The organism is Silanimonas algicola (assembly GCF_054777375.1).
The window spans coordinates 767,255-779,658 of sequence record NZ_BAAHAS010000002.1 but is presented as its reverse complement, the minus strand read 5'-3'; the positions used below and the strand labels follow the sequence as shown (position 1 = coordinate 779,658).

The 12,404-nt window shown below is 70.1% G+C and carries 12 protein-coding genes; 1 reads left to right on the top strand and 11 read right to left on the bottom strand.

Features of this window, described 5'->3' with window-relative positions:
• Positions 1-29: 29 nt before the first annotated feature.
• A complete protein-coding gene (locus ACYVAK_RS08785) occupies positions 30-824 on the top strand; it encodes a helix-turn-helix domain-containing protein (RefSeq protein WP_461059992.1) in 795 nt (264 codons plus the stop codon).
• Here the strand turns inward: ACYVAK_RS08785 and ACYVAK_RS08780 are convergent.
• The 11 genes from ACYVAK_RS08780 to ACYVAK_RS08730 all read right to left on the bottom strand — a co-directional run bounded on the left by ACYVAK_RS08780 (position 731) and on the right by ACYVAK_RS08730 (position 12,326).
• On the bottom strand, positions 731-1,642 hold the full coding sequence (locus ACYVAK_RS08780; protein WP_461059990.1) for a sterol desaturase family protein: 912 nt from the start codon (positions 1,640-1,642) through the stop codon (positions 731-733). The two genes, ACYVAK_RS08785 and ACYVAK_RS08780, sit on opposite strands and share 94 nt — an antisense overlap.
• Before the next feature lie 112 nt (positions 1,643-1,754).
• The gene (locus ACYVAK_RS08775; protein WP_461059988.1) at positions 1,755-2,063 is read right to left on the bottom strand and encodes an EF-hand domain-containing protein; all 309 of its coding nucleotides are present in this window, start codon (positions 2,061-2,063) and stop codon (positions 1,755-1,757) included.
• A gap of 65 nt (positions 2,064-2,128) precedes the next feature.
• Positions 2,129-4,324, bottom strand: coding sequence for a copper-transporting P-type ATPase (locus tag ACYVAK_RS08770; RefSeq protein ID WP_461059986.1), 2,196 nt, complete (start codon positions 4,322-4,324; stop codon positions 2,129-2,131).
• Between the two features lie 10 nt (positions 4,325-4,334).
• A complete protein-coding gene (locus ACYVAK_RS08765; RefSeq protein WP_461059984.1) occupies positions 4,335-4,835 on the bottom strand; it encodes a DUF411 domain-containing protein in 501 nt (166 codons plus the stop codon).
• Positions 4,832-5,350: a YybH family protein gene (locus ACYVAK_RS08760; RefSeq protein ID WP_461059982.1), complete on the bottom strand. Its 519-nt coding sequence runs from the start codon at positions 5,348-5,350 to the stop codon at positions 4,832-4,834. Before ACYVAK_RS08760 ends, ACYVAK_RS08765 begins: the two co-directional genes overlap by 4 nt.
• Before the next feature lie 13 nt (positions 5,351-5,363).
• Positions 5,364-6,083 carry a c-type cytochrome gene (locus ACYVAK_RS08755; RefSeq protein WP_461059980.1) on the bottom strand — a complete coding sequence of 240 codons (720 nt, stop codon included), beginning with the start codon at positions 6,081-6,083 and terminating at the stop codon, positions 5,364-5,366.
• 15 nt (positions 6,084-6,098) lie between these two features.
• Positions 6,099-7,445: a multicopper oxidase family protein gene (locus tag ACYVAK_RS08750; protein ID WP_461059978.1), complete on the bottom strand. Its 1,347-nt coding sequence runs from the start codon at positions 7,443-7,445 to the stop codon at positions 6,099-6,101.
• Positions 7,442-9,178, bottom strand: a complete 1,737-nt coding sequence (locus tag ACYVAK_RS08745; RefSeq protein ID WP_461059976.1) for a TolC family protein — start codon at positions 9,176-9,178, stop codon at positions 7,442-7,444. The genes ACYVAK_RS08750 and ACYVAK_RS08745 overlap by 4 nt, the downstream gene beginning before the upstream one ends.
• An 88-nt stretch (positions 9,179-9,266) precedes the next feature.
• The gene (locus tag ACYVAK_RS08740; RefSeq protein WP_461059974.1) at positions 9,267-9,659 is read right to left on the bottom strand and encodes a CopL family metal-binding regulatory protein; all 393 of its coding nucleotides are present in this window, start codon (positions 9,657-9,659) and stop codon (positions 9,267-9,269) included.
• 25 nt (positions 9,660-9,684) lie between these two features.
• Complete coding sequence (cueR, locus tag ACYVAK_RS08735) at positions 9,685-10,128, bottom strand: Cu(I)-responsive transcriptional regulator (protein ID WP_461059972.1); 444 nt, start codon at positions 10,126-10,128, stop codon at positions 9,685-9,687.
• The gene (locus ACYVAK_RS08730; RefSeq protein ID WP_461059970.1) at positions 10,125-12,326 is read right to left on the bottom strand and encodes a heavy metal translocating P-type ATPase; all 2,202 of its coding nucleotides are present in this window, start codon (positions 12,324-12,326) and stop codon (positions 10,125-10,127) included. The genes cueR and ACYVAK_RS08730 overlap by 4 nt, the downstream gene beginning before the upstream one ends.
• Between the last annotated feature and the right edge of the window lie 78 nt (positions 12,327-12,404).

Genomic DNA, 12,404 nt, shown 5'->3' with positions numbered 1-12,404 from the left:
CTCGCCGCCTTGGCAGACTGGCGCCCACTATGACGCCGCCGCTGACCTGCATTCGACAACCGCCAGAATCGCCCTGGCGCGGCCGTATCCGCGTTGGCGAGCACCTGGCGGTGTTCGTCGGCGTCCCGGGGGACGCAGCGCGTCATGCGCATCACGCGCATCAGATCGTGTACTCCAGGGGCCACGGAAACGAGCTGGTCGTCGATGGGGCGGCTCGGCACGGCGAAGCATGGATCGTGCCCTCAGGGGTGTCGCACCTCGTCCGTGCCGGAACCGGGCCCGCAACGTTCATCTACGCGGAGCCCTGGGTTTACACCCTTGAACGCATTCCGCTGATCGACGGGATGGCGCCACGGGATGCAGATGCCTGGCTACAGTGGCTGGAAGCGGAGTGGCCGGCGAATCCGCTAGCGCCTTCGCTCAGCGCGCTAATGGCGGACGTCGACCGATTGCTCGGTGAGCCACTCCGCGTCGGCGAACTCGCGAAACGTCAGAACATCAGCATCAGCCAGCTCGAACGCCGACTGGGGGCCTCAATCGGCCTGCCGGCCAAGCAGCTCGTCCTATGGCGGCGTCTGCGATTCGCCATGGATCGCGTGCTGGCCGGCGCCACGCTGACCGCCGCCGCCCATGACGCCGGATTTTCCGACGCCGCTCACTTCTCGCGGTCGCTTCGCGCTACTTTCGGCGTCCGTGCGGACCGGTCGCTGATTCCGATCGCCCGTGGCCATCAGCCGCCGGCAGCGGAGGCATCCCGGGAGAGCCATTCCGGCGTTGCGGGAGCGTCCGATGACGTCGGCGCCCGGAAGGGCTCGATCAGCTGAGACCCGTAGTCGACCGGGAAGTCGGGCCGCGTGCCGATGCCCAGGTCGTCGCTGTTGACCCGGTGACGGCCTGTCCAGAACGCAGTGCCCAGCAGCCGGTCCCACACGGTCAGGAAGAACCCGAAGTTGACGTCGCCCGAGCGGCCGTACTTGACGTGATGGAAGCGATGCACCGGCGCCCACGCGAACACGTGGCGCAGCGGGCCCATGCGGAGGTCGGCATTGCTGTGCTGGAGCAGCAGCTGGATCACAGCGGCGTAGCCCACGAGCGCCACCACGGCCTGCGGCGCCCCGAGCAGAAGCAGCGGCGCGAAGGCCGCCGCAGCCTCGATACCCTGATGCAGCGGATGCTTCATCAACCCGTTGAATCCGTACATCCGGCGAAGGCTGTGGTGCACCGCATGCAGACGCCAGAGCCATCCGATCCGATGGCTTGCGTAGTGCGCCAACGTGAAACCGACATCCGCGAGGACGATCGCAAGCACCACTTGCGCTGCCAACGGCCACTCGTCGGGCCACGCCCGCGGAAGACCAACCCCGGCAACAGCGGCCGCCACCGTGCTCCACAGCGCGACCCCGGCGAGATTCAGCGACTCGTTGACGCCGGCGTGCGCGAGATCGCGCGGCGTGTCGGGCTGCCACCCGTTCCAGTCCGGTTGGTACGGAACGATCCGTTCAACCACCAACGACACGGCAACGGCGCAGACCAGTGGGGCCATCAGCGTCCACAAGGACCAAGCCGGGGCCTTCGCGATCCAGACCCCGAGGGCGAGGAATCCGAAGAAGAACAGCGGGGCATAGGTTGCGCGAAGCCACATGAGGCGATCCTCCATCGACGTCCACGAACGCTACGTCGCCGCGAGGGGACCGTCTTGAAGAATTGGCGCATCGCGGTCGGGCTCGGCGGAACCCGGCCGCGTGCAGGGCACTTCAGTGCGTGCCGTGGTGCGCGCCGTCGTGCCCGCTGTGCATGGCGTCGAACTCGGCCTTGCTGACCTTGCCGTCCTTGTCCTTGTCCATCATGTCGAAGTGAGCCGCCATCGGATGGTCTTTCGGCAGCTCGATCTTCTCGAGCTGGCCGTCGCCGTTGGTGTCGAGCTTGGCGAAGTCCGGCGCCATCGCGGCGTGGTCCTGCGCGGCCGGAGCCGGATGGTTGGCGTGCGGGTTGTCGTTCGACAGCGCCAAGGGGCTGGCGAACAGCATGCCGAGGGCGAGCGTGGTGGTCAGTGTGCGTGACATGGGCATCTCCTGCTCCGTGGGTGAGGGAACGGACCGGGACGTCGGAGCGCCGCCCGGACCGGGATTCACTGCGTGGCCTTTCGCAGTCGAAGGGCGTTCACCACGACCGAGAACGAGCTCAGGCTCATGGCCAGCGCCGCGACCATCGGGCTGAGCAGTGGGCCGCCGAACAGGTAAAGCAAGCCGGCCGCCACCGGGACGCCGGCCGCGTTGTAGGCGAACGCGAACATCAGGTTCTGCTTCATATTCGCCACGGTGTCTTCGGAGATCCGCCGCGCGATGGCGATGCCCTGAAGGTCGCCCTTCACCAGCGTGACCTTGGCACTCGACATCGCGACATCGGTGCCGGTGCCCATCGCGATGCCGACGTCCGCTTTGGCCAGCGCCGGCGCGTCGTTGATGCCGTCGCCGGCCATGGCGACCTTGGCGCCGCCGGCCTGCAGGCGCTCGACCAGTGCGAGCTTGTCGGCCGGCGTGACCTCGCCATGGAACTCGTCGATGCCCAGCGCCCGTCCCACCGCCTTGGCCGTGGCGTGGCCATCGCCCGTCGCCATGACGATGCGCAGGCCGGCGTTGCGCAGGGTCGCGATGGCGTCGGGGCTGGTCGACTTGATGGGGTCCTTGACTGCGAGCAGCCCGGCGAGCTGGCCATCAACGGCCAGATGCATGACGCTGGCACCGCTGTTGCGCAAGCTCTCGGCGGCCGACGCGAGTGCGCCCAGCCGAACTGCGCCCCGCGCCATCAGCGCTTCGTTGCCCAGCATCAGCTGCAGGCCGTCAACTCGCCCGCGCACCCCGATGCCTGAGTCGGAGGAGAAATCCTCGGCGGCCGACAGCGGCAGGTTGCGGCGCCGCGCCTCCTCGACGATGGCCGCCGCCAGCGGATGTTCGCTGCCCAAATCGAGCGATGCCGCCCAACGCAGCACCTGGTCTTGGGTGAAGCCCGCGGTCACCTCGACGGCAGCGAAGCTCGGACGCCCGGCGGTCAGCGTGCCGGTCTTGTCCACCACCAAGACGCTGACGCGCCGAAGCGTTTCGATCGCCTCGGCGTCGCGGAACAGCACGCCTGATCCCGCGGCGCGTCCCGTCGCGACCATGATCGACATCGGCGTAGCCAGCCCGAGAGCGCACGGGCACGCGATGATCAACACCGAGACCGCGTTGAGCACGCCGTAGGTCCACGACGGCGCCGGCCCGAACAGGCCCCAGCCGAGCAGGGTCAGCGCCGCGATCGCGAGCACGGCGAGGACGAACCAGTAGGCGACGACGTCGGCCATGCGCTGCAGTGGCGCCTTCGACCGCTGTGCGGCGGCCACGAGCTGCACGATCTGGCTCAGCAGGGTGTCGCCACCCACGCGGGTCACCTCGACCAGCAGCGCGCCGTTGGCGTTCTGGGTGGCGCCGATCACCGCATCGCCCGCCGACTTCTCGACCGGCACCGGCTCTCCCGTCAGCATCGATTCGTCCACATGCGACCGTCCTTCGAGCACCTTGCCGTCGGTAGGGACTTTCTCGCCGGGCCGGACGCGGACGCGATCGCCGATGTGCAGTTCGCTGATCGGGACGTCCTCGTCCGTGCCATCGGTTTTGAGACGACGGGCGGTTTTCGGGGCCAGGTCCAGCAGGGCCCGGATCGCTGCCGAGGTCTTCGAGCGGGCGCGCAGCTCGAGCAGCTGTCCGAGCAGGGTCAGCGACACGATGACCGCCGCGGCCTCGTAGTACACCCCGACCCGGCCGTGCTCGACGAAGGTCGTCGGGAACGCACCGGGCGCGAGCGTCGCCGCCAGGCTGTACAGGAACGCCGCCGCGACGCCGACGCTGATCAGGCTCCACATGTTGAGCTGACCCGTACGGAACGAGACCCAGCCGCGGGCGAAGAAGGGCAAGCCCGCCCACAGCACCACCGGCGTCGTCAGCACCAGCTCGATCCAGGTGCGGGCCGCCGGCGACCACCCGGGAACGCGGTGGCCGACCATCGCGATGACCAGCACCACCACCGTGAGCGGCAGCGTCCACCAGAACCGCCGCGTGAAGTCGACCAGTTCGGGCGAAACCGCATCGTCATCAGCGCTCGCGAGCTCCGGTTCCAGCGCCATGCCGCACTTCGGGCAGTGCCCCGGACCGCGCTGGCGCACCTCGGCGTGCATCGGGCAGGTGTACCAAGGGACGCCGATGCCGCTGCTATCGCCGGCCGCGGCGGGCGACGGGGTTGCGGTGGGAGCACCGGCGTGCCGGTGGTGGGCGTGCGGGTCGTGCGCCATGACGTTCTCCTCAGCGCGGTCCGTGCTCGGCAAACGGCGACACGGTGCCGTCCCGGTGCACGAGGAAGACGGTGTAGGGCCGGACTTCGCCCGAGGGCACTTCCATGCCCGGCGACCCCATCGGCATGCCGGGTACGGTCAGGCCGAGCGCGTCCGGTCGCTCCTTGAGCAGGCGCTGGACGTCTTCGGCGGGCACGTGGCCTTCGACGAAGTAGCCGCCCACTTCCGCCGTGTGGCAGCTGCCGTAGCCCGCTGGAACGCCGACGCGGCGCTTCACCGGCTCGACGTCGTCGGAGAGCTGGATCTCGGCGCGGAAGCCGGCTTGCTTCATGTGGTCGACCCACAGCGAGCAGCAGCCGCAGGTCGGGCTCTTGTGCACCACCAGCAGCGGCAACGCGGCCGCGGGCGCCGCGGCGGCCGGCGATGACGCGCTGTCGGTCGACGTGGCCACACTGCAGCCCGAGGCAGCGGCAGCCAAACCGAGCACCAGCGCAATCAAGAGGCGGCTCATGGCGTCACCTTCTGGGCGCGTCGCGCCGACGACCAGTGGATGTGGACGATGCGCCACACGCCGTCGATCTTCTGCAGCAGCATCGTCTCGGCGCTGCCCAGCGTCACCGGCTGGCCGTCGCGCTCGACGTGCAGCTCGCTCTCGGTGGCGACCCAGGCGAGCTCGCCCTCGGTCTTGGCCGTTCGTGCCGTCTGCTGGATGTGCGCGGTTTTCAGGAACGCGGCATCGGAGACGGCGTGCCCGCTCAAGTACTCCTCGGCGGAGCGCTCCGCGCCGCCGCCTTCGAGAATCAGCACGTCAGGCGCCAGCAGAGTGCGCAGCGTGGCGGTATCGCCGCGGCGCAGCGCCTGTGCAAAGGCGTCGACCGTGGCTTCGGGCGTCGTCGCGGCCGGCGCTGCGGCTTGCGCGTGCACGCTCGCGGCCGGCGCGGCATGCGGCGCGTTCTCGTGCGCCATCGCCAGGGTGGGTGCGGCGGCCAACAGCAGGACGCCGGCGGATCGGGTGAAAGTGTGCATGCGAGGGCTCCGGTCAGTGCGCGTGGGGCGGTGCGTTGGGGTCGTCGTGGTGGTCGGCCGGGGCGGCCTCGGTGCTGTCCGCGGCGTCGCCGTGGTCATGCGCTCCGTGGTCGTGACTCCCGTGGTCGTGGGCGGCCGCGCCGCCGGCCTCGTCAGCGGCCCCGTGGTGATCGCCGCCGCCGGCGCTGCCGTGCGGGTGCGGCATCGACTCCCCGCCGCCGTGCGAGTGGCCGTCGCTCGACGCCACCAGCTCGCGGTAGGCCGCCGCATCCATCGTCGGCATCGCCTGCAGGAAGGCGACCATGTCCCAGATGTACGGGTCGTCCATGCTCTTGCCCCAGGCCGGCATGCCCGAGGCCTTGATGCCGTGCTTGATCACCCAGAAGGCGTGCTCCGGCGAGCGGATGGCCTGCGTCGACAGATTCGGCGGGGCCGGATAGAGGCCTTGGCTCAGCTCGGTCCCGGGCGCGCCCGGAGCGAGGTGACAGGCCACGCACATCGAGGCGTAGTTGCCGGCGCCGCGACGGATCTGCTCGGCGTCGCCCAAGGCCGGCACGATGATGTCGCTCGCACGCACGGCGATGGCGCGCTCGCGGGCGGTTTCGATCAGGCGGTACACCGGCGCGGAATGCGGCTCGTCGGCGCCGGGATGCACGACGCCGAAGTAGATGGCGCCGGTCGCGCCGAGCAGGCCGACGCCGCCGATCAGCAGCGCGGATTTCAGGAAGTTCATGGTGGGCTCCAAGGCTTAGCGGGGACGACGCGGCGGGTTGCCGAAGCTGGGGTCGGCGCTGACTTTCCGAGCCACCGTGCCGGCGGGATTCCGGTACCAGCCCGGGTCGCTGTAATCACCCGAGCGCAGGTCGTCGCGCACCTTGACCACGGTGAACATGCCGCCCATCTCCAGCGGTCCGAACGGACCGTTGCCCGACATCATCGCGAGTGTGTTCGGCGGGCCCTGCATGTGGCCGCTGTCGGTGTGCTTTTGGTGCTCGGCCATGCCGTTCTCGCCCATGGCCATGTAGCCGGGCAGCATCTTGCGGATGCGCTCTTCAACCCCGCGCTGATTGACCCCCAGCGTATTGGGCAGGTCGTGCCCCATCGGCCCCATCGTGTGGTGCGACATGTGGCAGTGGAACGCCCAATCGCCGGGCACCGCGGTGAACTCGATGTCGCGCATCTGGCCGACGCCGACGATCTCGGTCACTTCCGAGCGCCACTGGCTGCGCGGCCAGCGACCGCCGTCGCCGCCCGTCACCTGGAACTGCACGCCGTGCAGATGGATCGGGTGGTTCCACATGCTCAGGTTGCCCATGCGGATCCGCACCCGCTCGCCCGTGCGCGCCACGATGGAGTCGATCGCCGGGAACACCTTCGAGTTGAAGGTCCACAGGTCGAAGTCCTGCATGATCGCGGGGTCGGGACGGCGCGTGCCCGGATGCAGCGCGAAGTTGTGGATCAGGAAGGCGTAGTCGCGATCGACCGGCGCCGGGTCCTCGCCCTTGGGATGGATGATGAAGAGCCCCATCGTGCCCATCGCAAGCTGCACCATTTCATCGGCGTGCGGGTGGTACATGTGCGTGCCGTGCTGCTGCAGCGTGAATTCGTAGACGAACGTTTCGCCCGGGCCGATCTGCGGCTGCGAGAGCCCGCCAACGCCGTCCATGCCGGAAGGCAGGATCAGGCCGTGCCAATGGATCGTGGTGGCCTCCTTCAAGCGGTTGGTGACGAAGATCCGCACGCGGTCCCCTTCAACGGCTTCGATCGTCGGGCCCGGCGTGCCACCGTTGTAGCCCCAGCAGATCGCTTTCGAGCCGGGCGCGAACTCGTGCTCGAACTCCTCGGCGACGAGGTGGAACTCCTTGACGCCGCCGTTCATCCGGTAGGGCAGCGTCCAGCCGTTGAGCGTACGCACCCGGCCGCGGCCGCCGGCGCTGCGGCGCGACGGAGCGGCGGGTGCGGCGGGCGTTGCCTCAGGCTCGGCGTGGCCGGCATGGCCGGCGTGGTTCTGCGCGGCGACCAGGCCGGTCGCGGCGGCACCGGCCAAGCCGACACCGGCGGTGCGCAGCAGATCGCGTCGGGACATCGTGCTCATGGCGTTTCTCCCTGACCACCGTCGTGGTGGTCGTGCTGGTGATGGTCGTCTTCGGACTTGCCGCTTTCGGGCAGGGCGTCGTCGGCTTCGTCTTCCGGTGGCAAGGGGGTCGATGGCGCGCCGTGGGCGCTGTGGTCCATCCCTTCCATCCCCTCCATGCCGTCCATCGACGTCTCCGAGGGCGGCGCCGTCTCGCCGTGCTGGCTGTGGTCCATGCCCTCCATTCCCTTCATGCCGTTCATCGAGGTCGCGCCCGCTTCGGCCGCTGCGGGGGCGTGGGCGCTGTGATCCATGCTCGGCATCGCGCCGTGATCCATGCCCGGCATGCCGCCCTTCGGCGTCAGGATGTCCTGCACGCTGGGGGTGGGCGGGCTCGCTGCCCCGTCGCTCGGCAGCCGTTGGCCCACCGCCCGCATCAGCTCGACGCGGGCCAGCCAGTAGTCGCGCACCGCCTCGAGGTAGCTCTGGTAGGCGTCGTACTCCTCGACCTTCGCCTGCACGAGCTCGAACACGCCGATCAGCATGAAGTTCTGCTCCTGCTGGCTGCGCTCGACGATGCGCTCGCGCTGCGGAATCAGCGTGTCGCGATGCAGGGCGACGATCTGGCGGTGCTCGTTCAACGCACGCGATCCGGTCCGCACGGCGTTCGTCGCATTGAGCTCGGCGAGCTGCACGCGGGCTTGGGCTTCCGCGACCAGCGCCTCGGCGCGAGCGAGCTTGCCCTGGCCCTGGTTGAACAGCGGCAGCTCCAAGCTCAGCGTCGGGCCGGTGAGATACGCGCCGTCGGCTTCCTTCTCGCGCTCCGCCCCGGCCTCGACGCCGCCGAACCAGCGCGTGGCGCGGGTGGTGCGCAGTGCAGAACGCAGCTGGCTTTCCTGCAATCGCGCCGCCTGCAACTCGAGGTTCGACGATTCCGCCAGTCGAACCAGCGCCTCGGCGTCGTCTTCCGCCGTAACGGGCATCGGCAGGCGATCGGCCAGCGACCAGTCGCCGTCGGCGGCACTCAAGCCCAGTAGGTTGCCGAACGCGAGACGCTCTCGCAGCGCGTCGGCACGCGCTTGGGCGGCATCGATGCGGAACTGGGTCGCCACCGCCTGTTCGCGCTTGAGCTGCAGCTCGCTGATGTTGCCGGCGTCGAAGAAGCGCTGCGCCAGCTCGGCGGTGGCGTCCGCCCCCTCGGCCACAGCGGAGCGCATATCGGCCACCTGCTGTGCCGCCACGGCCCGGTACCACGCCGCTTCCACCTCGACGGTCAGACCGATCACGGCCTGGGCCACCTCGATGCCGTGGCGCTCGTACTGCTGTCGGGCCCAGCGGGCGCGCACCGGCAGCAGCAGGGCATCGACAAACGGCAGCGACACGCCGATCGTCTGGTTGTAGCCCGCACCCGGGCTCAGGTTCATACGCGCAATGGACACGCCAGGATTGGCGATTTCCACCGCCTCGATGACCTCGGCGCGAGCGAGGCCCAGGCGGGCGTAGGCCTCGCGCATGCGCGGGCTGCGAAGCATGGCGATCGCGACGGCGCGATCGCGGTCGATGGGCGACGCCAGCCGGTCGCGGACGTCGATGGGCGCGGCATCCGCCGCCATGCCGCGGACGACCGGTGCGCCGCGCTCTTCGAGCAGGCGGTTCACCTGGGCGTCGTCCGGACGCGGCGACAGCGAGGCGCAACCGCCCAACAGGGACGCAAGGGCCACAGCCAAAGCGCTGCGGCGAAGCAAGGGATTCATGGTGATCTCCGGAACTCAGCGGCTCAGACGGCCGCGTCATCCGCCCGTCGAACGACAGGCAGGGGCGTTCAGCGGGCGAGGAGCCCGCTCAGGAGATCCGTGCGATGGGTGGTCGGAGTTGGGGCGCGACCGGCGCGCTCGGCGCGGCGGCCACATCAAGTGGCGGAACGGACGGCCAGGCGACGACCACGGACACCGGCGACAGCATCGTCATCACGACCGTGCCGTGGTGGACGCACGCGCACGCACAGCGGCCGTCCGCGCAGCAATCGCTGCCCGAGTCCGCGGGGTCGTTGTTCGCCGCCGCAGCCTGATTGAGGCTCTCGTGGCAGCCGCCCTGCGCTTGCGACGTGGGCGTCGCCGCAGACGCGGCCGCCGCGTCGTGGCTCGTCATCGCCGCCGCCATCGCCACGCCCGCGACGCCGTTGATCACGAGGACCACGGCGAGCAGCAGGTGGAGGGCGGTGCGCAGGAGCGACATGAGCCGTAGTCTACATCGGCGAGCGTTAACCGCCACCCGGCTGGGCCAGGTCCGCGAGGATCGGGCAGTCCGGTCGGCTGTCGCCGCGACAGTGGCGGGCCAGGTCCAGCAGCGTGTCGCGCATCGCCGCCATTTCACGGATTCGCGCCTCGAGCTCGTCGGCGTGCGCGAGGGCCAAGGTCTTGACCTCGCGGCTGCTGCGCGCAGGGTCGGCCCACAGGCCGAGCAGGACCTCGATCTGCTTCATCGAAAACCCCAGCAGCCGGGCCCGCTTGATGAAGCGGAGCCGGTGCACGTCCGCGTTCGAGTAGAGCCGGTAGTTGCTCTCGGTGCGCGCCGCGGCCGGGATCAGCCCCATCGCCTCGTAGTGCCGGATCATCTTGGCCGACACGCCGGACGCGGCGGACGCTTCCCCAATGGTGTGGGGTCCACTCGGCACGGGGACGGGTCGATGGGCTCGCCGCGTCATCGGTGGCTCCTTGGGGTCCAGCGCTTGAGCAGCAGTGTATTGCCGACCACGCTGACGCTCGACAGCGCCATCGCGGCCGCGGCCACGATCGGATTGAGCAGGCCGCCCGCGGCCAGCGGAATGCCGACGGCGTTGTAGACGAAGGCCCAGAACAGGTTCTGCCGCATCTTGCGGACGGTGCGTCGCGACAGATCCAGCGCGTCGGCCACCAGGCGCGGGTCGCCGCGCATCAGGGTGATCCCCGCCGTTTCCATGGCGACGTCGGTGCCCGATCCCATCGCCATGCCAACCCGCGCCGCGGCCAGCGCCGGCGCGTCGTTGATGCCGTCGCCCACCATGGCGACCGGGCCATGCCGGGCGAGGTCCGCCACCACGGTCGCTTTGCCTTCCGGCAGCACGCTGGCATGCACGTCGTCGGCAGCGATGCCGACCGCCTGCGCCACGTGGGCCGCTGCCAAGGCGTGATCCCCCGTGACGAGCACGGGGCGGATGCCGTCGGCCTTCAGCAGCGCGATCGCCTCGACCGATTCCGGGCGCAGCGCATCGCCGAACACCATCAGCGCCACCAGCCGGCGCTCCGTCGCGTTGAGGTCTGCCAACCACGACACGCTCATCCCTTGGGCCGCGGCCGCGTCGGCGCCATGGATGAGGGGCTGGCGATCAACGCCGAGCTCGTCCATCCATCGGCCGCTGCCCAGGGCGTACGTCGTCCCGCCGATCACGGCCTCGACGCCGCGACCGGGGATGGCTTTCGCGTGCTCCGCGCGTTCGATGGCGAGCCCTTCGGCCTGCGCCGCAGTGACCACGGCCTTCGCCAGCGGGTGCTCGCTGTCCTGCTGCACGGCAGCGGCGAGCGCCAGCGCCTCGCTGCGGGGTCCCGCGGCCGGATAGAAGCCGGCCAAGCGCGGACGGCCTTCGGTCAGCGTGCCGGTCTTGTCGAACGCGACGACGCGGACGTCGCGGGCCGCTTCCAAGGCCACCGCGTCCCGCACCAGAATGCCGGCTCGTGCGGCCAGGCCGGTGCCCGCCATGATCGCCGTGGGGGTGGCCAAACCCAAGGCGCACGGACAGGCGATCACGAGCACCGCCACGCTGGTGATCAGCGCTCGCTCCCAGTCGCCGGTGGTGACACCCCATCCCACCAGGGTGCCGAGTGCGATCAGCACCACCGCCGGGACGAACACGGCGCTGACGCGATCGACCAGTCGCTGGATCGGCGGCTTGCGGAGCTGCGCTTCTTCGACCAGGCGAACGATCCGCGCCAGCGTCCCTTCCGCGGCCGATGTCCGGGCGACGGCGACGATGCGCCCCTCGCCGTTCACGCCGCCGCCGGTCACGCGATCGCCGGGGCCTTTGCTGACCGGTAAGGGCTCGCCCGTCAGCATCGATTCGTCGACGTGCGTGTGGCCGTCGATCACGTCGCCATCCACCGGCACGCGCTCGCCCGGTCGAACCACCACGCGGTCGCCGGCCCGCACCCGCTCGATGGGCCATTCCGCCTCGGTTCCGTCCGGCATCCACACCCGCGCGAGCGAGGGTCGCAGCTGCTGCAGGGCGCGGATGGCGGCGGACGCATCGCGCTTGGCGCGGGCCTCCATCCACTTGCCCAACAGCACGAGCGTGATGATGGCCGCGGAGGCTTCGAAATACAGCGCCGCGCCCGCTCCAGCCGCTGGATCAACGAGGTGCCAGACGCTCAGGCCGTAGCCGGCCGTGGTGCCCAGCGCGACCAGCACGTCCATGTTGGCGCTGCCGGAGCGAACCGCCGACCACGCCCCTCGGTAGTAGCGCGCTCCGATCCAGAACTGCACGGGTGTGGCGAGCGCCCACTGCCAGACGCCGGGGAGCATGGCGTGGACGCCGAAGGGCAGCAGCATCGGCGCGACCAGCGGCAAGGTCAGCACGCTGGCGATGATCAGGTGCCGACGCAGGGCATCGGTGGCGACCGGGGGCGGGGACGGAACGCCGCTCGCGCGAACCCGAGCGCTGTAGCCGGCCGCTACCACGGCCCGCAGCAGACGCTCGACATCCTCGATCACGCCCTCCACGCGAGCCGATTCGGTGGCGAGATTCACCGTTGCCGCGCGGACGCCGTCCGCACCGCGCAGTGCTCGCTCCACGCGTCCCACGCAGGACGCGCAGGTCATGCCTTCGATGTCGAGAACAACGGGAAGCGTCGTGGCGTTCGGTGGGTTCATGGGGCTCGTCCGGCGGGTCGCAGGGCCACCTTGGCCCTTCCCACCGGGGCAAGGTCAATGCCCGTTGTCGAGACCCGC

Bases quoted from the DNA above. Each gene is read 5' to 3' on its own strand.
- ACYVAK_RS08785 (WP_461059992.1), top strand. From the start codon at position 30: ATGACGCCGCCGCTGACCTGCATTCGACAACCGCCAGAATCGCCCTGG.
- ACYVAK_RS08780 (WP_461059990.1), bottom strand. From the start codon at position 1,642: ATGTGGCTTCGCGCAACCTATGCCCCGCTGTTCTTCTTCGGATTCCTC.
- ACYVAK_RS08775 (WP_461059988.1), bottom strand. From the start codon at position 2,063: ATGTCACGCACACTGACCACCACGCTCGCCCTCGGCATGCTGTTCGCC.
- ACYVAK_RS08770 (WP_461059986.1), bottom strand. From the start codon at position 4,324: ATGGCGCACGACCCGCACGCCCACCACCGGCACGCCGGTGCTCCCACC.
- ACYVAK_RS08765 (WP_461059984.1), bottom strand. From the start codon at position 4,835: ATGAGCCGCCTCTTGATTGCGCTGGTGCTCGGTTTGGCTGCCGCTGCC.
- ACYVAK_RS08760 (WP_461059982.1), bottom strand. From the start codon at position 5,350: ATGCACACTTTCACCCGATCCGCCGGCGTCCTGCTGTTGGCCGCCGCA.
- ACYVAK_RS08755 (WP_461059980.1), bottom strand. From the start codon at position 6,083: ATGAACTTCCTGAAATCCGCGCTGCTGATCGGCGGCGTCGGCCTGCTC.
- ACYVAK_RS08750 (WP_461059978.1), bottom strand. From the start codon at position 7,445: ATGAGCACGATGTCCCGACGCGATCTGCTGCGCACCGCCGGTGTCGGC.
- ACYVAK_RS08745 (WP_461059976.1), bottom strand. From the start codon at position 9,178: ATGAATCCCTTGCTTCGCCGCAGCGCTTTGGCTGTGGCCCTTGCGTCC.
- ACYVAK_RS08740 (WP_461059974.1), bottom strand. From the start codon at position 9,659: ATGTCGCTCCTGCGCACCGCCCTCCACCTGCTGCTCGCCGTGGTCCTC.
- cueR (WP_461059972.1), bottom strand. From the start codon at position 10,128: ATGACGCGGCGAGCCCATCGACCCGTCCCCGTGCCGAGTGGACCCCAC.
- ACYVAK_RS08730 (WP_461059970.1), bottom strand. From the start codon at position 12,326: ATGAACCCACCGAACGCCACGACGCTTCCCGTTGTTCTCGACATCGAA.